This window comes from Devosia aquimaris (assembly GCF_020169335.1).
Taxonomy (GTDB): domain Bacteria; phylum Pseudomonadota; class Alphaproteobacteria; order Rhizobiales; family Devosiaceae; genus Devosia; species Devosia aquimaris.
Map to the genome: position 1 here is coordinate 2,057,655 of NZ_JAIEZN010000001.1, position 19,035 is coordinate 2,076,689.

Annotated in this window: 15 protein-coding genes; 3 read left to right on the top strand and 12 right to left on the bottom strand. The window is 63.7% G+C overall.

The features are described from left to right. Positions 1 to 95 precede the first annotated feature (95 nt). From K1177_RS09925 to K1177_RS09935, 3 genes are all read right to left on the bottom strand, one after another. Positions 96 to 2,573, bottom strand: a complete 2,478-nt coding sequence (locus tag K1177_RS09925; RefSeq protein ID WP_224703143.1) for a glycogen/starch/alpha-glucan phosphorylase — start codon at positions 2,571 to 2,573, stop codon at positions 96 to 98. Positions 2,574 to 2,669: 96 nt separating this feature from the next. Next, positions 2,670 to 4,535: a monovalent cation:proton antiporter-2 (CPA2) family protein gene (locus K1177_RS09930; RefSeq protein ID WP_224703144.1), complete on the bottom strand. Its 1,866-nt coding sequence runs from the start codon at positions 4,533 to 4,535 to the stop codon at positions 2,670 to 2,672. A gap of 80 nt (positions 4,536 to 4,615) precedes the next feature. Beyond that, entirely contained in the window at positions 4,616 to 5,872 is a 1,257-nt protein-coding gene (locus K1177_RS09935; protein ID WP_224703145.1) for an AI-2E family transporter, read from the bottom strand. Positions 5,873 to 6,015: 143 nt separating this feature from the next. Between K1177_RS09935 and K1177_RS09940 the strand changes: the two genes are divergently transcribed. Then, positions 6,016 to 6,954, top strand: a complete 939-nt coding sequence (locus tag K1177_RS09940) for a nucleoside hydrolase (RefSeq protein ID WP_224703146.1) — start codon at positions 6,016 to 6,018, stop codon at positions 6,952 to 6,954. An 82-nt stretch (positions 6,955 to 7,036) separates the two neighbouring features. Further along, positions 7,037 to 7,648, top strand: coding sequence for a LysE family translocator (locus K1177_RS09945; RefSeq protein WP_224703147.1), 612 nt, complete (start codon positions 7,037 to 7,039; stop codon positions 7,646 to 7,648). 64 nt (positions 7,649 to 7,712) lie between these two features. Here K1177_RS09945 and K1177_RS09950 read toward each other — a convergent pair whose 3' ends face one another. The 7 genes from K1177_RS09950 to K1177_RS09980 form a co-directional block, all read right to left on the bottom strand. After that, positions 7,713 to 8,780 carry an ABC transporter ATP-binding protein gene (locus K1177_RS09950; RefSeq protein WP_224703148.1) on the bottom strand — a complete coding sequence of 356 codons (1,068 nt, stop codon included), beginning with the start codon at positions 8,778 to 8,780 and terminating at the stop codon, positions 7,713 to 7,715. Further along, positions 8,777 to 9,604 (bottom strand): carbohydrate ABC transporter permease, encoded by an 828-nt coding sequence (locus K1177_RS09955; RefSeq protein ID WP_224703149.1) that lies wholly within the window; start codon positions 9,602 to 9,604, stop codon positions 8,777 to 8,779. Before K1177_RS09955 ends, K1177_RS09950 begins: the two co-directional genes overlap by 4 nt. After that, entirely contained in the window at positions 9,601 to 10,503 is a 903-nt protein-coding gene (locus K1177_RS09960) for a carbohydrate ABC transporter permease (protein WP_224703150.1), read from the bottom strand. Before K1177_RS09960 ends, K1177_RS09955 begins: the two co-directional genes overlap by 4 nt. Positions 10,504 to 10,573: 70 nt before the next feature. Further along, positions 10,574 to 11,800, bottom strand: coding sequence for an ABC transporter substrate-binding protein (locus K1177_RS09965; protein WP_224703151.1), 1,227 nt, complete (start codon positions 11,798 to 11,800; stop codon positions 10,574 to 10,576). Positions 11,801 to 11,911: 111 nt separating this feature from the next. Next, entirely contained in the window at positions 11,912 to 12,952 is a 1,041-nt protein-coding gene (locus K1177_RS09970; protein WP_224703152.1) for a LacI family DNA-binding transcriptional regulator, read from the bottom strand. Between the two features lie 82 nt (positions 12,953 to 13,034). After that, on the bottom strand, positions 13,035 to 13,931 hold the full coding sequence (locus tag K1177_RS09975) for a sugar phosphate isomerase/epimerase family protein (protein ID WP_224703153.1): 897 nt from the start codon (positions 13,929 to 13,931) through the stop codon (positions 13,035 to 13,037). Positions 13,932 to 13,943: 12 nt separating this feature from the next. Beyond that, positions 13,944 to 14,978, bottom strand: coding sequence for a Gfo/Idh/MocA family protein (locus K1177_RS09980; RefSeq protein ID WP_224703154.1), 1,035 nt, complete (start codon positions 14,976 to 14,978; stop codon positions 13,944 to 13,946). A gap of 253 nt (positions 14,979 to 15,231) precedes the next feature. On the opposite strand from K1177_RS09980, the gene K1177_RS09985 reads away from it, so the two are divergent. Beyond that, positions 15,232 to 16,269, top strand: coding sequence for a LacI family DNA-binding transcriptional regulator (locus tag K1177_RS09985; RefSeq protein WP_224703155.1), 1,038 nt, complete (start codon positions 15,232 to 15,234; stop codon positions 16,267 to 16,269). Between the two features lie 12 nt (positions 16,270 to 16,281). Here K1177_RS09985 and K1177_RS09990 read toward each other — a convergent pair whose 3' ends face one another. Then, the gene (locus tag K1177_RS09990) at positions 16,282 to 17,589 is read right to left on the bottom strand and encodes an NAD(P)/FAD-dependent oxidoreductase (RefSeq protein WP_396119901.1); all 1,308 of its coding nucleotides are present in this window, start codon (positions 17,587 to 17,589) and stop codon (positions 16,282 to 16,284) included. Next, positions 17,586 to 18,938 (bottom strand): glutamine synthetase family protein, encoded by a 1,353-nt coding sequence (locus K1177_RS09995; RefSeq protein WP_224703157.1) that lies wholly within the window; start codon positions 18,936 to 18,938, stop codon positions 17,586 to 17,588. Before K1177_RS09995 ends, K1177_RS09990 begins: the two co-directional genes overlap by 4 nt. Between the last annotated feature and the right edge of the window lie 97 nt (positions 18,939 to 19,035).

Consider the following 19,035-nt stretch of genomic DNA (forward strand, 5'->3'; position numbering starts at 1 on the left):
TATTCTCCCCGGACGCGTTACGTCGCGCCGCCCCGTTGAAACCAAAATGTGCGGCAGGCCTGACTTTTGCCGTCAGCTTGCCCTGCCGCCCCTGTTCATGTCGTCGGCACCGTGACGCCCCAGATTTCCTGGGCGTACTGGCCGATCGTGCGGTCGGACGAGAAGAAGCCGACCCGCGCCGTGTTGCGGATGGCCATGGCGTTCCACCGCGCCTTGTCCAGCCAGAGTTCGTCCACCTGCGCCTGCGCGGCGACATAGGCATCAAAGTCGCGGGCAACCATGAACCAGTCATGCTCATAGAGCCCGCCGATCAGGTCGCGATACCGGCCCGGATCATCGGGCGAGAACACACCGCTCGCGATGGACTCCAGAGCCTCGTTGAGCCGCGGCGACGCCGAGATGGTCGCTGCCGGCTTGTCGCCGCTGGAGCGCGTCTCGTTTACCTCTTCGGTGCTCAGACCGAAAATCACGATGTTCTCGGCGCCCACTTCCTTGTGCATTTCCACATTGGCGCCATCCATGGTGCCAATGGTGATGGCGCCATTGGCCATGAACTTCATGTTGCCGGTGCCCGAGGCTTCCATGCCGGCGGTCGAGATCTGCTCGCTGAGATCTGCTGCCGGCACGATCACCTCGGCCAGGCTCACATTATAGTTGGGCAGAAATACAACCTTGAGCAGGCCGCGCACGGCCGGATCATTGTTGATCACCTTGGCGACGTCGTTGATCAGCTTGATGATCAGCTTGGCGTTCCAATATCCCGGCGCCGCCTTGCCCGCGAAGATCTTGACGCGCGGCACCCAGTCCCGCTCGGGATGCGCCCGGATTTCATCATAGAGCGCCACCGCCTGGATGATGTTGAGCAGCTGCCGCTTGTATTCGTGGATGCGCTTGATCTGCACGTCGAACAGCGCGTCCGGCGATACCACGATGTTGAGGCGATCCTTGATCACCTTGGCCAGGCGCCGCTTGTTCTCCAGCTTCACCTCGGCAAACTGCCCCTGGAAAGTCGGGTCCTCGGCATGGGCATTGAGCCCCTGCAACTGGTCGATGTCGTCCAGGAAACCCGGTCCGATCCGGTCGGTGATCAACTTGGTCAATCCCGGATTGCACTGCATCAGCCAGCGGCGCGGCGTGATGCCGTTGGTCTTGTTGTTGATCCGGTCGGGATAGAGCTTGTGCAGGTCCGAGAACACCGTCTGCTTCATCAGTTCGGTGTGCAGCGCCGACACGCCATTGATCGAGTGCGAACCCACAAAGGCAAGCTGGCCCATGCGCACGCGCCGGCCCCCGGCCTCGTCGATCAGCGACACATTGGCGATCTGGGAGTCGGAGAATTTGGCGCGCTGCCGGGCATCGGTCAGCACGTCGGCATTGATCTGATAGATGATCTGCATGTGCCGTGGCAGCAGTCGCTCCAGCAGCGCCACCGGCCAGCTTTCGAGCGCCTCGGGCAGCAGCGTATGGTTGGTGTAGCCGAAGGTCCCGCGGCACAGCTTCCAGGCATAGGCCCATTTGAGGCCATGGATATCCACCAGAATGCGCATCAGTTCCGCAATAGAAATGGCAGGATGCGTGTCGTTGAGCTGGATCGCCACCTTGTCGGGCAACGAGCCCAGGTCGCCATACTGTTGCAGGTGGCGTCGCACGATGTCCTGCAGCGAGGCCGAGGAGAAGAAGAACTCCTGGCGCAGCCGCAGCTCCTGGCCGGCCGCCGTCGAATCCGCCGGGTAGAGCACGCGGGTAATCGCTTCGGCCCGCGCGCTTTCCTGCAGCGCGCCGATGTGGTCGCCGGCATTGAACTTGTCGAGCAGGATCGGGTCGATCGGCTGTGCGCTCCACAGCCGCAGCGTATTCACCCGCGCGCCGCGCCAGCCGACGATCGGCGTGTCATAGGCCACGGCCAGCAGATGATCATTGGGCCGCCATTCCTGACGCACCGTGCCATCCGGATCGGTCACCGGCTCGACATGGCCGCCGAAGCCGACCTCATAGGCGCTCTCGCGGCGTTCGAATTCCCACGGATTGCCATGCGCCAGCCAGTCCTCGGGCAGCTCGACCTGCCAGCCCTCGCTCATTTCCTGGCGGAACAGGCCGTGCACATAGCGGATGCCATAGCCATAGGCCGGGATCTTGATCGACGACATCGATTCCAGAAAACAGGCCGCAAGCCGCCCCAGGCCACCATTGCCCAGCGCCGCATCGGGCTCCAGATTGATCAGGTCGCCGAGGTCGACATTGAGATTCTTGAGCGCATCGCGCACCGGCTCCATGAGCCCGACATTGCTCATTGCATCGCGCATGAGCCGGCCGATCAGGAACTCCAGGCTCAAATAGTATACGCGCTTGTTGGAGGTCCGCCAGGTCTCGCGGGAGGACTCCATCCAGCGGTCCATCACGCGGTCACGCACCGTCAGGATTGTCGCTGCCAGCCAGTCATGCGGGCGGGCGACGATCGGATCCTTGCCGACCGAATAGATCAGCCTTTCAAGGATTTCAGACTGAATGGCTTCAACTGAAGTGGCACGCGGTTCTGGCGTAGGGGCGTCGTAAACGATCGGCTTTTGCGGCATTTCGCAATCCAGATTTCATGACGATGTTATCCCCTCAGATAGCGCAGTCTTGCACTTAATTTCAGCAGGGGAAAGCCCTCTTGCGCATGGCGGCCCCTACGCTGGCGGCACCGGCTGCGTACTCTTGGCCACCTCTTCCTCGACCGCTTCCTCCTCGATATCCACCCCGCCCTCGCGGGCTTGTTCGGCCGCGTTCTTGAGCAGCAGGCTGCGTGCGGCGTCCACCGCACTCAAATCGTCCATCAATTGCAGCTTGAAGCGCTGCGCATCACGGTCGCGCACGCCCTCGATGGTCTGTTCCACTTCGTCCTCGGTGGCGCCGAGCTCGCGGATCGCCTGCGCGCCGAACATCAGGGCGGATTCGAACATCTCGCGCAGCTGGTAATCGACGCCCGCCTTGATGAGCTCGATGGCATGCACGCGGTCAAAGGCGCGCGCCATCACCTTGACGAGCGGGAACTCGTCGCGGAACAGATGGGCGATGGTGGTCGCCGCGGCCTTGTCGTTGACACAGATCAGCACCAGGTCGACATTGGCCGCGCCGGCCGCGCGCAGGATGTCCAGCCGCGTTCCGTCGCCATAATAGACCTTGAACCCGAACTGCGCCGCGGCCCGGATCATGTCCGTGTCATTGTCGATGATCGACAGCCGATGCCCCTGCCCCAATAGCGTCTGTGTCGCGATCTGGCCGAAGCGCCCGAAGCCGATGACGAGGATCCGCTCATGCAGTTCGGCAACGGTCTCGATACCGTCCATCGACTGCTCCGGCTTGGGCATGAGCCGCCGCATGCCGATCAGCAGGAACGGCGTCAGCACCATCGAGACGATCACCGTGGCCGTGAACACCGCATTGGTCGGCCCGTCGATGATCCCCGCGGAGGCGGCAGTGGTGTAGAGCACGAAAGCGAACTCGCCGCCCTGCCCCATCAGCACTGCCCGCTCCAGCGCTTCGGCATGGCTGGCCTTGAGGGCGCGTGCGATGGCATAGATCGCCGCGGCCTTGACCGCCATGTAGGTGACCACGCTGAGCGCAATGATCTGCCAGCTGCCGGCCACGGTGGTCAGGTTGAGCGACATGCCCACCGCCAAAAAGAACAGGCCAAGCAGGATGCCACGGAAGGGCTCGACATCGGCTTCGAGCTGATGCCGGAAAGTCGACGTCGACAGCAGCACGCCCGCCAGGAACGCACCCATGGCCATCGACAGGCCCACGGCCTGGAACAGCAGCGCGGCCCCCAGCACCACCAGCAGCGCCGCCGCGGTCATCACCTCGCGCAGCTTGCTCGACGCCAGGACGGCAAAGAACGGATTCATGATCCGCTGACCCAGGAAGATCAGCAGCGATACCGCCCCGATCGGCAGCGCAATCCCGATAAGGCGTGCCGTCAGGCCCACCTCGTCGCCCGACGATGGCGCCAGAAAGGCGACAACCGCCAGCAACGGCACGATGGCCAGGTCTTCCAGCAGCAGGATGGAGACGATCCGCTGGCCGCTTTCGCTGCTCAGTTCCCCGCGCTCACCCAGGATCTGCATCACGATCGCTGTCGATGTCAGCACAAAGCCCATGCCGAAGATGAAGGCCACCGCCGGCGCAAAGCCCAGCAGAACCCCCATCCCCGTAAGCAGCAGCCCGCACACGGCAACCTGCAGCACGCCGAGGCCGAAGATCTGCTTGCGCAGCGCCCACAGCCGCGAGGGCTCCATTTCCAAGCCGATGATGAACAGGAACATCACCACGCCCAGCTCGGCCGTGGTCAACACGGATTCGGGATCATTGATCAGCCCGATGCCCGAGGGGCCCAGCAGCAGGCCGGCGGCCAGGTAGCCCAGCACCGATCCCAGCCCGATCCGCTTGAACAGCGGCACACCGATCACCGCCGCGCCCAGCAGGGCCACCACCGGGATCAGGTCAACGCCGTGGGCTGCGGCCTCCGCCGCGTGTCCGACTACTTCTCCAGCCACCTACAGCCCCCGCTTCGAATCCGCTCGGACTGTCCGCGAAAGGCCCGCTTCTCGTCAAGCAGCCCGGTGGCATAGGTGCCCTACCGCGAGGTCTCCACGCCGCTGGGCGCCGTTCCCTCGGGCGGTTCAAAGCGCTCTTCCTTGCGCTTCTCATTCTTCTGTTCTGCTTCTTGGGACTGCTCGCGTATGGCCTGCGCGGCATTGGCCAGCAGTTCCTCGCGCGCCGTCATGCGCGCCGTGCGGCGCACCGGCCGGTTGGGCACCAGGGGCTTGCTGGGCAGCAGGTGTTCGAGCATCGATGTCGCCATCAGCAGCGTCGGCACGGCGACCAGCCCGCCCACCGGCCCCCAGGCCCAGAGCCAGAAGGTGATCGACAGGAAGATCAGGAACGGGTTGAGCGTCATCGTGCGTCCGATCAGGTGCGGCGTCAGCACCTGGCCTTCGATGAAGTTGATGACAAGGTAGCAGCCCGCGGGCAGCAGGATGTTCTCGAGGCCCGTCTGCGTGCCCAGACCCACCGAGAGCAGAACCAGCAGCATCACGCCCTGCCCGACATAGGGGATATAGTTGAGCACAGCCGCCATGGCGCCCCACAGCAGCGGTGTCGGCATACCGATAGCCCACATGACCACCGACACAGCCGCGCCGACGCACAGATTGATCAGTGAAATCGACAGCAGGAACCGGCTGACCCGGCTTTCGACGTCGCGGAACACATGGGCCGTGCGCCACCGCACCCGCCGGCTCACGCACAGCGACAACACCGAGATGCGGATATGTTCGCGGGTGGCGACGTAGAAATAAAGGCTCGCCAGAAAGATCAGCACCTGCGCCAAGATGGCCGGGGCAACCATGGCCACGCCCATGACCTGGCCACCGTCTTCCACCGTTACGGCCATCGCGTTGCTGTCGGCAAAGATTGACGAGATCTGCTCCTGGAACGACCCCAGCGCCTCGATCGACCCCTGCAAATTGATCAACTGTTGCTGCAGCTTGTTCCAGATCAGCGGTGCGCGCGCCACCCACTCCGACAAGGGCACGGCAAACAGCGCCATGCCCCCGCCGATCAGCGTCAGCAGCATCAGCACAACCACGCCTGCCGACAGGGCCGGTGGCACGCCGAATCGCTCGACCCGGTCCGCCACCGGGCCAAACATCAGCCCCACCACAATCGCCAGGGTCACTGGCGCCAGGAAAACCTCGCCCACCTTGAGCGCCACCAGCAGCGCTAGAAATCCCATCAGCACCGTCGCCATGCGGGCCGTCGTGGCAGTAATCCGCTCGAACTGGCTCTCGCTCATGTCCTGGGGTTTAGGCGCGGTCGGGGTGCGAGCCATGGTTTTTCCTGTTGTCGGGGTTACCCCCTTTCGCAAACGATTGCGGCGCCCAAATGTCTCACCAACAAGTCGCCGATCCGTGTCGACCGTATCAAAGCCTTTCGATACTGTCGCGCCACGATCAACACCCAGTCGAGTCAGCTATGGCACGCAAGATTATCATCGATACCGACCCCGGCCAGGACGACGCCGTCGCCATCCTTTTGGCGCTGGCCTCCCCCGAGTTGGACGTCCTCGGCATTGTCGCCGTGGCGGGCAATGTCGGGCTCGAACACAATGCCCGCAACGCCCGAAAAGTCGTGGAACTGGCCGGTCGGCCAGATATTCCCGTCTATGCCGGCTGTGCGCGGCCCATGCGTCGTCACCTGGTCACGGCTGAGCATGTGCATGGCCCCACCGGCCTGGACGGCCCCGACCTGCCCGAGCCCTCCATCGCCCTCCAGCCCCAGCATGGCGTCGACTATATCATCGACACCATCATGGCGTCCGAGCCGGGCACGATCACGCTGTGTACCCTGGGCCCGCTGACCAATATCGGCATGGCCCTGGTCAAGCAGCCGGCGATTGCCGAGCGCATCGCCGAGATCGTCATGATGGGCGGCGCCTATTTCGAGGTTGGCAACATCACGCCTGCTGCCGAGTTCAACATCTATGTCGACCCCGAAGCGGCCGACGTGGTCATGCGCAGCGGCGTCCCGATCACCATCCTGCCGCTCGATGTCACCCACCAGATCCAGTCAACGCCCGAACGCCTCGCCGCCATCCGCGACCTGGGCAACGCGTCCGGCAAGGCCGTCTATGAGATGTTGACCTTCTCGGAGAGCTTTGACCTGGCCAAATACGGCTGGACCGGCGCGCCACTGCACGATCCCACCGTCATTGCCTGGCTGCTGCAGCCCGAGCTGTTCGAAGGGCGCCACTGCAATGTCGTCATCGAGACGGCGAGCGAACTGACCATCGGCATGACCGTGGTGGACTATTGGCATGTCACCGGTCGTGTGCGGAACGCCACCTATCTGCGCAACGGCAATGCCGAGGGCTTCTACAGGCTGCTGACCGAGCGCCTCGCCCGCCTGCCCTGATCCCTGTTGCCCGCCTCGCGCGGGCAATTGCCCTCTTTGGGCGTCCGGCGTAGTGTCCGCCGGCTCTCTTCTGGCGGACACCATGGAACCGATCACCCTCGTCACCTTCACAATCGCCTATGCCATTGCCGTGCTGGTGCCGGGACCCGGCGTCGCCGCCGTGGTGGCGCGGGCTCTGGGCGGCGGGTTCCGCGGCGCCTTCCCCATGGTGTTGGGCATTCTGGCTGGCGACCTGGTCTATTTCGTCTTTGCCGTATTCGGCCTGGCTGCCATCGCCACCTGGTTCGGGGCGGTGTTCGTTGTCATCCGCTGGGCCGGCGCCGCCTATCTGCTCTACATCGCCTACAAGTTCTGGACTGCCCGCCCCGGTGCCGAGCAGATGAAGCCCAGGAACGAAGATGCGCTCAAGACCTTCCTCGCCGGCTTTTCGCTGACCCTGGGCAATCCCAAGACCATCATCTTCTATCTCGCCATCCTGCCCACCGTCATTCCGCTCGACCAGATGAACGCCGTCGCCTTCACCGAGCTGACCGTGATCGTGGTTGTAGTGCTGCTGCTGATCGGGTGTGGCTATGCCTGGCTGGCTTCCGCCGCCCGCGACATGTTCCGCAGCGAAAGGGCCATTGGCCGCCTCAACAAGACCGCCGGCGCCATGATGGCCACCGCCGCTGGCCTGGTGCTTTTCCAGCACTGAGCTCGTAAAAAAGCCCGGCGCAGCATGCTGCACCGGGCCCGTGTGTCTGGCGCGCGATTGGCGCCTAGATCGCCTTTTCCGTCGCCGGGTCGAACAGATGCACCTGGTTGGGCGCAATGCTCACCCCGATGGTGTCGCCCGGCCGCACCAGGGTGCGCCGTGTTTCCACCACTGTCATCTCGGGCTCTGTGCTGGTGGTGACAAAGGTCATCGACCCGGTCGATTCCACCACCGCCACCGGCAGGCGCAGCGTTGCCTGTTCCGGTTCGCCGATCACCAGATGCTCGGGGCGCAGGCCCACCAGCACCTTGCGGCCCGGCTCCTGGCGCTTGGCCAGCGGCAGCGACAGGCTCTGGGCAATCTCGAGCGCCACGGTCATGCCGTCCGGCCCGATCACACCCGGCACGAAGTTCATCGCCGGCGAGCCGATGAAGCCTGCCACGAACTTGCTGACCGGGCGGTCATAGAGCTCGAGGGGCGACCCCTGCTGCTCGATCACGCCGTCGCGCATCACCACCACATGGTCGGCCATGGTCATGGCCTCGATCTGGTCGTGCGTCACATAGACCGAGGTTGCCCCCAGCCGGTCATGCAGCGCCCGGATCTCCTTGCGCATATGCACGCGCAGCGCTGCATCCAGGTTCGATAGCGGCTCGTCGAACAGGAAGGCCTTGGGGTTGCGGATAATCGCGCGCCCCATGGCCACGCGCTGGCGCTGGCCGCCTGACAGTTCGCGTGGATAGCGGTGCAACAGCGCCGACAGGCCCGTGGTAGCGGCCACTTCGGCTGCCTTGGCCTTTGCTTCCGGCTTGCCCACGCCATGCAGGCGCAGCGAATAGGTCAGGTTCTCTTCCACTGTCATATGCGGATAGAGCGCATAGCTCTGGAACACCATGGCCACGTCGCGCTTGCGCGGCGGAACGCCGTTCATGGTCTGGCCGGCAATCTTGAGCGTACCCGAGGTGATGCTCTCGAGCCCCGCGATGGACCGCAGCAGCGTGGACTTGCCACACCCCGACGGTCCCACCAGCGCCACGAAGCTCCCCTTCTCGATGCTCAGGCTCACATTCTTGAGCGCGTGGAAGGCGCCATAGTGCTTGTCGATATTGCTCAGTTCGATCTGGGCACTCATTTGAGGGCTCCCGAAGTAAGGCCGGAGACGATACGGCGCTGCAGAAGGACGAAGACAGCCAGGATCGGGGTCACATAGATCGCCGAATAGGCCATGATGGAGTTCCAGTCGCTCGAATTGGGGCCCAGGAAACCAGACAGGCCCACGCTGGCCGGCTGCATCGAGCCGTCCTGGATGATCGACTTGGAGTAGATGTACTCGCCAAACGAGCTCATGAAGGTCAGGATCGCGCAGACGAGAATGCCATTGCGAGCCAGCGGCAACACGATGCTGAAGAAGGCCCCGACGCGGGAGTTGCCATCCACCAGCGCCGCCTCTTCCAGTTCACGCGGCACGCTCATGAAGGTGGCGCGCACCAGCACCACGAAGAACGGCATGGCCTTTGCCGCTGCAGCCAGCACCACGGCCGTCCGCGGCAGGTTCAGCAGGCCGATCTGGTTGAAGCCGACGAACAGCGGCGTGATCATCACCGACGCGGGCAGCACCTGCAGCATCAGGATCATGAACAGGCCGAAGTCGATCCAGCCGCTGCGATAGCGGGCCAGCACATAGGCACAGCCTGTGCCCAGGATCACGGTAATCGCCGTCACGCCCGAGGCGATCAGCACCGAGTTCCACAGATAGGTCTGCATGGTGCGGCGGACCCACACCGAGGGATAGATGCTCATGTCCGGATCGACCGGCCAGAAGGTCGGCGGATTGGCGAAGATTTCCGAACCCGACTTCATACTGGTCACATACATCCAGTAGAGCGGGAACAGGTAGACGGCGGCCAACGCCAGGGCGATGGCCAGCAGGAACCAGGGAACGTAGGGCCGTGTCATCCGCGCACCTCGTGGCGGGTCGAGCGGACATAGACAACCGATGCAATCAGCACCAGCACGAACATCATCACCGAAATGGTCGCCCCCTTGGCGAAGTCATAGAGCTTGAAGCTCATCTGCCAGGCCCAATAGCCGGCAACGTTGGATGTATTGGCCGGTCCGCCCTCGGTCAGCGCCGGGAACAGGTCGAACTGCTGCAGCGTGCCGATCAGCCCCAGCGACAGCACCGCGCCGATGGTCGAGCGCATCATGGGCAGCGTGATGGTCCAGAAGCGCTGGAAGGCATTGGCGCCATCCAGTTCAGCGGCCTCATAGAGGTCCCGCGGAATGGCAGCCAGGCCCACCGACAGCAGCAGCATGTTGAACGCCAGGCCGAGCCAGATATTGGCGATCACCACAGCCCAGATCGAAAAATTCGGGTCCGATTTCCAGAAGATCGGCGCCTCGATGATACCCATTGCTTTCAGGATCGTGTTGAGCACGCCGAAGTCGCCCGCCAGTATCCAGCTCCAGATGGCGCCCACCACCAGGCCCGGCATGACCCAGGACACTAGGAACAGGCCACGGATCGTCGCGGCGCCGGGAAACTTCTGCGCAAAGAACAGCGCAAGGGAGAAGCCGAGCACGAACTGGCCGGCCATGGAGGCAAACACAAAGATCAGCGTATTGCGCGTCACCAGCCAGAATTCGGGTGCGTTGACCACAGCCACGTAATTGGTGAAGCCCGCCAGCGGCCGGAACAGCTCACCGAGCGTGAACATGTCCACCTGCTGGAAGCTCATCAGGATGTTGTAGACCAGGGGCAATCCGGCCAACGCCAGCAGGAACACCATCGCTGCGCCAACCAGGATCAGGTCGAAGCCGATCCCGTCCCGCATGCTATTGAAAATTCTGGCCATGGGCCCCTCCGCACATATTCAATAAAAGAACCGGCCAGATTGCTCCGGCCGGTCCAGGTCAGGGAGGACCTTAGCCGACGATGCCCTTGATGGTGGCCTGGGCCTGGTCAAGCGCGTCCTTGGCCGACATCTGGCCGGTCAGGGCTGCCTGCATGGCATCGTAAATTGCCTTGGAGATCTTCTGCCATTCCGGGTGCGGACCACGCGGCTGGGCATACTGGAGCTGCTCCTGGAATACCTTGAGCGCAGCGTCCTTCTTCTCGATGCCGGTGGCCGGCAGTTCGATGTCGCCACGTGCCGGCAGGTTGCCGAACTCGGGGAACAGGCGATCGTCCTGGCTCACATAGTATTCGAGAACCTTGAAGGCCTCGTCGGGATGCTTGGTCGAGGACATGATACCCCAGTCAAAGCCACCCAGAGCAGAGGAGCGTTCGCCGCCCTCGGTGATGGTCGGCAGCAGGGTCACGCCCCAGTCGAACTTGGCGTCTTCGACCATGCGGTCGATTTCCCAGGGGCCCGACACCGCCATGGCGGCATTGCCCGAGTTGAACGTACCGGTCGAATCCCACTGACCGAGCGTCAGCACGTCCTTGGACGCCCAGCCGTTGTCGATCATCTTCTTCCACAGGTCGAGCACCTCGGCGGCGCCTTCGGTATTGACGTTGTTGTAGCTGCCGCCCGAAGCCTGGATGATGGGCAGGAATTGGAAGGTGCCTTCTTCGCCGGCCTTGGCCGAGAAGGTGGCGCCATAGACGTTGTTGGCCGAGTCGGTCAGCTTTTCAGCATATTCGGCGAACTGCGCCCAGGTCTGCGGCGGCTCGGTGATGCCGGCCTTGGCAAACATGTCCTTGTTGTAGAACACGCCGATGGTGTCGGTGTACTTCGGCACGCCGAACAGCTTGCCGTCCCAGCTGACCGAGTTCAGCGGACCCTCGAAATACTGGGCCTTGCTGATCACGTCGGACGCCTTGACGCGGTCGGTGATGTCCAGCATTGCGCCACGCGACGAGAACAGGGCGAAGTCGGGATTGTCGAACGACACGATGTCGGGCGCATTGCCGGTGGCAAAGGCACGCAGGGTCTCGTTGACCAGATCGTCGAACGGGATGGCCCGGTATTCGATCTGGATGTCCGTGTTCTGCTCGTTGAACTCCTTGGAGAAGGTGTCCGCGATGCCCGGACGGTCGATGCCGTCGATCGACCAGACCTTGACGACTGTCTGGGCCATGGCCGGGCTGGCTGCGACCAAAGCGCCGAGCGCCAGGCCAGCCAATAGACCGAGTTTGGTAAACTGCATTATATCCTCCCTTTGCGGCCTCAGGCCGCGATCCAAGCCGTGGGGGTTTCCTCTTCCCGCGCGGCCCACCAAAGCCATCGTGAACGCTGCAACGTTCGCGATGGCGCTTGCTCATATCCCCAGGCGTGCCTCCCCATTGCTATGGCTGGCGCGCAACGCGCTGCCACAGGATTGGCGAACCAGGAGCTTGCATGGCAGCTTACGGATGCCGGCTGAAACAGCCTTGCCCTCCGCCAGCTGCAAAATCAGTCGGCCGGCCTCGCGGCCCATTTCCTTGAGGTTCATGTCAACGGTGCTCAATGGCGGCCGCGTCGCGGCAGCCACGATCTCCCAATTGTCGAACCCCACCACCGAGACATCGACCGGCACGTCCACGCCACGCTCGCGCAGCGCATCCACCACGCCGCGGGCAATCTGGTCATTGCCGCAAAAAATGCCGTCCGGATGTGGCCCCGCCCCATCCCACAGCCGCGCCACCGCCTCATGCCCCCAGGCCTCGGACCAGGGCCCGTTCAGCACCTGGGCGCCCGCGCCGACCACGTCCCGATAGGCCGCCTCGCGTGCGGCCACCGAGGCAAAGCTCGCCGGCCCGGTGATATGCACCACCCGCTTGCGCCCCAGCTGCACCAGCCACTCGACCGCCTCGCGCGCCCCCTGCTCGTCGTCCGACACCAGGGTGATGGCGTCCTCTGGCCCTTCGGTGAACACATAGACCACCGGAATGGCCAGGTTCGACAGGTCCACCGGCAGCCGGCGGTCAATGCGCTTGCCGGCGGCAATGATGCCGTCGACCTGCTTGTCGCGCATGGCGTCGACATGGATCTGCCCCAGCGCCGCATCATCCTCGATACCGCACAGGAACACCGACACGCCTTGGTCCACCAGCGCTTCGGCCACCCCTGCCATCACCGGCAGGGTGAAGCGGCCATAGGTGTCATTGGTCAAAAGGCCAATGGTGAAGCTGCGCTGCTGCGTCAGGGCCCGCGCCATGGCATTGGGCCGGAACCCCAGCGCTGCCGCCGTCTGTTTGACGCGTTCACGCGTCTGCTCGGTCATGCGGCCGGTATCGTTGAGCGCCTTGGATGCCGTCGCGACGCTGACGCCAGCAACGCGCGCAACATCGTAGATGCGAATGCGCTCAGCTTTGGCCACGTCGGCATACCTCACTGGAAAACCCTTTTCTCAACGTTGATAAAACGGTTTCTCAAGCATCGTCAAGCGATCTCGGATCACATCACACGGCAATGTAGTCGCCGCCGCGAGCGGCTTTGAGATGATTGAGCGCAGCCACCTGCCCGGTCATTTCCAGATCGCCGCGATAGACCGGATCGTGCCAGCCCTCGATGTCGATCGAGCCCTTGAAACCGGCCAGGCGCAGCTCGGAAATGATGTCGGTCCAGTTGCTGTCGCCGAACCCCGGCGTGCGCATGAACACGAACTTCTCCTTGCCGAAGACGCCATGCTCCTTGATCACTTCCCAGCGGATGGTCGCGTCCTTGCCATGCACATGGAAGAACTTGTGCGCCCACTTGCGGATCTGCGGCATGGGATCGATCAGGTAGACCATCTGGTGGCAGGGCTCCCACTCGAGCCCGATATTGTCGTCCGGCGTCTCGTTGAACATGAGTTCCCAGGCGTCGGGATTATGCGCGATGTTCCAGTCGCCCGTGGCCCAGTTGCCGTCCATGGCGCAGTTTTCGAAGGCGATTTTCACGCCCTTGTCGGCCGCACGCTTGGCCAGCTCGCTCCACACCGTCTTGTACTGCGGCAGGCTGTCGGTCAGCGGCTTGTTGCGCACACGCCCGGTAAAGCCCGCCACGCAGGTGGCGCCGAAGTGATGTGCATTGTCGATGCAGTCCTTCCAGCCCTGCAGGGTCTGGCGATCCATTTCCTGGTCTTCCAGCGGATTGCCGAACATGCCGATCGTGTTGATCTCGATGTCGCGGTCGCCGATGGCGTCCTTGCAGCGCTTGCCCAGTTCAGCCAGGTCCTGGCCATGGGTGCTCTGCCAGAAAAACGGCTCGAAGCTCTCAAAGCCCAGGTCGGCGATGGCAGCGATATTTTCCGCCGCCTTGCCTTCCGTGGCCTGGATCATGGTGCCGATACGGATCGATTTTGCAGGATTGGTCACAACAATGACTTTCTAGGCTTCAATGAGAACGCGCTGGTGGGTCTTGGCACTTTCGATGGCGGCAAATACCATCGCCAGGCTCTTGATATTGTCGCTGCCGACGGTCTCGGGCTGGCTGCCGCTGACAATGGCATTGAGGAAGTCGGCCAGCACGCTGGCATGGCCATGGGTCTGGTCGGCATCGGCCGGCTCGGGAACCTCGATCGGCTTGAGGTCGCGGAAAAAGCCGCTGTCGCCGGCGACCACATTGGCCGCGAACGCATCGCCACCATCCCAGGTCAGCGTGCCCTTGGTGCCCACGATGCGCCATGCCGCTTCCCAGCTGGTATTGGCGCCCTCGGCGCACCAGCTGCCGCGATAGTTGAACACCACGCCCTGGTCGAATTCGAAGATCGCATTGGCCGCCGCGCCATGGGCGTACCAGGAGCCGCGCGGATTGGTCTCGAGGCAATAAACCGCCTTGGGCGCCACACCAGCCATGAAGCGGGCAGCGTCCAGCGTATGGATGGCCATGTCCAGCAGCAGCACATTTTCCATCTGCTCGCGGAAGCCGCCAAAATGGGCGCCCACGAAGAAATCGCAATGCAGCGCGGTGACCTCACCCAGGGCCCCGCTCTCGATCAGCCGACGGATGCGGCGCACCCCGGCGATAAAGCGCCGGTTCTGCACCACGGCATGAATGCGACCCGCCGCCTTAGCCTGGGCGATCATTTCGCGCCCAGCCGCCAGAGTTGCCGCCATCGGCTTTTCGCTCAGCACATGGCATCCGTGGCGCAGCCCGGTCGCCACAACGCCGGCCCGGGCCACCGGCACCACCACGTCAAACAGGATATCGGGCTTGGTCTGGCTCAGCACGGCATCGAGATCGGTACCGATCACGGCATGGCTCAGGCCGAATTCGGCGGCGCGCGCCTCAGCGGTTGCGCGGTCCAGATCGACCAGCCCCACCACCTCGACGCGATCCTTGAGCAGCGGATGCTCGGCAAGCGCCGACAGCCACCCTTTGGACATGGCGCCACAACCCGCGAGAACGGCCTTGAATACCAAAATGAGATCCTCCCTTGGGCATGCCGCGCCTGACCCATCTTTGCGTCTGCGGGTCTCAAGCGGGACATAGCCCCGTAAACGTTTACGACGTTACGTTTGACACCGGGAGCCTGTCAATAGGGCTTCGTAAACGTTTCGGAGAAAAATCATACTTATGTGGCGGGCACTGCGCAATGCTTGCCAAGCGCCGCTTTTGCGGTTCAATGCCGCCAGAACGCCCGCACCAGACGGGCGGCAGTGAGGACAGGCCATAATGAAGGGCATCCGGCGTCTCGCCCAGCAGCTCGATATCTCGATCGGCACCGTCTCGCGTGCCCTCAACGGCAAGCCGGACGTCAATGAACAGACCCGCGCCCGCGTGCTGGAGGCTGCCGCTGCCATGGGCTACGTGCCCAATCAGGCCGGCCGCAGTCTGCGCGAGGGCAGCACCAAGGCCATTGGCTTCACCATTGAATCGGGCACTGACACCGCCGGCAATGGTGACAACTTCTTTCTGGGCGTCATCGACGGCGTGCAGGCAGTCTTCAGCCGGCATCATCTCGATCTGGTGGTGCTCCCCTGCTCCACCGAAGAAGATCCCAGCCAGTATCTGCGCCGCATGGTGGCCCGCGGCATGGTCGATGGCATGATCATCTCGGCCACCCATCGCCGCGATGCCCGCATCGAGCTTCTCGCCAATGCGCGCCTGCCCTTCATCGCCCTGGGCCGCTCGGGCACGCCGGGGCCGCACCCCTGGATCGATCTTGATTTCGAGGGCGTAGCCAATCGCGGCATCGACCGCCTTGTTGCCAAGGGCCATCGCCGCATCGCCGTCGGCCTGCCCAGCAATGACATCAATCTCGGCTTTGTTTTCTTCGAGGGCTACAAGGCCGCCTTGGCGCGCCACGGCATTCCCTTCGATCCGACCCTGGTCATCCGCGCCGGTTCGTCCGAGCAGGGCGGCTACCAGATCGCCCATGAATTGCTGAATCTGCCCGAGCGGCCCACGGCGGTGATCCTCATCTACGAGATGATGGCCATCGGGCTTTATCGTCGCCTCAATGAGGCCGGGGTACGACCGGGCCGCGACATTGCGGTCATCGGCTTCCGCGAGGGTCCGCAGTCGCGCTTCCTGTCACCGCCCCTCACCTGCTTCCGCCTGTCGCTGCGCGATCTCGGTGTGGCCCTGGGCGAATCCCTCATGGCCTCGATGCCGGCCTATGCCGAAATCTACCCGCAGGGCCTGGTGCGCCGCATCTGGCCGCTTGAACTGGTGCCCGGCGAAAGCGACGACTTCACCATCCCCCGCTGACGACCGGGCTGATTACCAGCCCAGCCGGTCCTTGAGTGCATACCACCACGAGCCCAGTGTCGAATACTGCGCCCGGAACATCCGCCCGCCTGGAAACGGTATCCACGGCAGGCCGGCAAAAGTGTCGAACCGCGTGAGGTCACCGCGCACCGCTTCGCTGAGGATGCGCCCGAACAGATGCGATCCGGTGACCCCATGGCCACTGTAACCATGCGCGAAATAGACCCTCTGGCCCAACCGCCCCAACTGCGGCACCCGCGAAAACGACAGCGCGAAATTGCCGCTCCAGGCATAGTCGATCGCGACGTCCTTGAGCTGCGGGAATACCTTGTCCAGGTTCGGCCGCAGCTTGGCCACCACATCGGCGGGGTCGCTGCCGCCATAGACCACGCCACCGCCAAAGATCAGCCGATGGTCGGCGCTGAGCCGGAAATAGTCGAGGATATAGCGCACGTCTTCCACGCACATGCCTGTCGGCAGCAGGGCCTCGGCCCGCTCCTTGCCCAGCGGCGCCGTCGCCATCATCTGGGTCGATACCGGCATCACGCGCGCCGTCAGCTCCGGCACCACATTGCCCAGATAGGCATTGCCGCAGACCAGCACGGCCTGGGCGCGCACGCGACCCTGCGCGGTGGTCACCGTTGCGCCCGAGCCATCCTGCTCCACCTTGGTCACCGGCGACCGCTCGTGGATGATCCCGCCCAGCCCCTCAAGGGCCTTGGCCTCGCCCAGCGCCAGGTTGAGCGGATGCATGTGCCCACCCGAGTGGTCGATCATGCCACCGACATAGGCCTGGCTGCCGATGTGGCGGCGAATGCCTGCCTGGTCGAGAATTTCATGGTCATCCATGCCATGTCGACGCCACAGCGCCTGCTTCTCCTCCAGCCCGCGCATGTGCTGGGCGGTATAGGCGGCGTAGATATTGCCGCGCCTGAGGTCGCAGTCGATGCCATAGCGATCGACCCAGTCGTAGATGATCCCGGCCCCTTCCTGCACCAGGCCGCCGACGAAATTGGCCGTGCCCGGGCCATAGCGCCGCTCGATGGTTTCAAGGCTCGCATTGAGCCCGTTCACCACCTGGCCGCCATTGCGTCCCGAGGCGCCCCAGCCGACTTCCGCACCCTCCACCACCACGACCTTGAAGCCCTTCTCGGCCAGGTGCAGGGCGGCCGACAGGCCCGAATAGCCGGCCCCGACCACGCAGACATCGGCCGAAACCTCGCCCATCAGCTGCACGGGCGTGCGCTCAATGGCGCGCGAGGCCGCATAATAGCTGGGCGGATAGCGGCCGTCGGCGACTGTCTGGACGGGGGCCATCACACAACCTCCAGATAGGCGCTGAACTCCAGGTCCGTCACCTGCGAGGCAAAGCCGGCAATCTCCTGCCGCTTGCAGTTGACGAACATGGACTGCAGCGTCGGATCGAAGATGCGCGGGATCATGTCGCCATCCTCGAAGGCATTGACCGCCGAGGCCCAGTCCGCCGGCAGCTTGGGCAGGCGTTCCGAATAGGCGCGTCCGGCAAAGGGTTTTGGTGGCTTCTTGCTGTCTTCGATTCCCACCAGGGCCGCACCCAGGATGCCCGCCAGCACCAGATACGGGTTTGCATCTGCGCCGGCGACGCGATGCTCGATGCGTCGCGCCTTGGGATTGCCGCCCGGAATGCGCACCGCCGTGGTGCGGTTCTCATAACCCCAGGAGATGGCACTGGGCGCATGCGTGTCGGGCCGCAGCCGGCGATAGGAGTTGAAGTGCGGCGCAAACAGCAGCGTCGATTCCGCCATGCCGGCCAGCAATCCGCCCACCGCATGCAGCATCACGTCAGAGCCGGTCTCGGTGCCGTCGTCGAACACATTGTTGCCCGCCACGTCATTGAGGCTGAAGTGGACATGAAAGCCATTGCCCGACCGCGCGCCATAGGGCTTGGCCATGAAGGTGGCGACCAGCTTGTGCTTGCGCGCCACGCCCTTGACGATGCGCTTGAACAGCACGGCATCGTCCGCCGCCTTGAGCGCGTCACTGGTGTGCAGCAGGTTGATCTCGAACTGCCCCACGCCGTTTTCGGCCACGGCCGTGTCGGCTGGCACATTCTGCTGCTCGCACTGCAGATAGACGTCGCGGAAGAACTCGCCAAAATCCTCCAGCTCGTCCAGCGACAGGATCGCGTCCGAATCCAGCCGCTTGCCCGTATAGGGCGAGATCGGCGGCATGGCCGAATCCGCCTCGGGGTCGACGAGATAGAATTCCAGCTCCGTCGCCACCACCGGTGTCAGCCCATGCTCGGCATAGCGCCGCGTCACATGTGCCAGTGCCTGCCGCGGATCGCCCAGGAACGGCGTGCGCGCGTCCTGGAACAGCCACAGCGGGATCATCGCGCTGGGTCGTGTCGTCCAGTTGATCGGCAGTGCGCCGCGTCCGGTGGGGCTGCAGATGCCATCGGTATCCCCGCTGGAGAACACCATCGGATTGCCCACGATATCCTCGCCCCACACATCCACGCCCACGATGGACAGCGGCATTCGGATGCCGTTGTCCGCGATGCGCCGGGCCTGATCGATGGGAATGCGCTTGCCCCGCATGATGCCGTTGAGATCGCACACCGCCGTGTGCAGCACTTCGATATGCCGGTTGTTATCCAGCCACGTCACAATATCAGCGTTGTCGGTCAAACTGCCACTCATCCCTGTCCGCCGTCTTTTTTGTATGTCATAGCGACACTCTAGCAGTGGTTCGCTCTCTTAAGCCACCCGCCGCAATTGCGCGAAA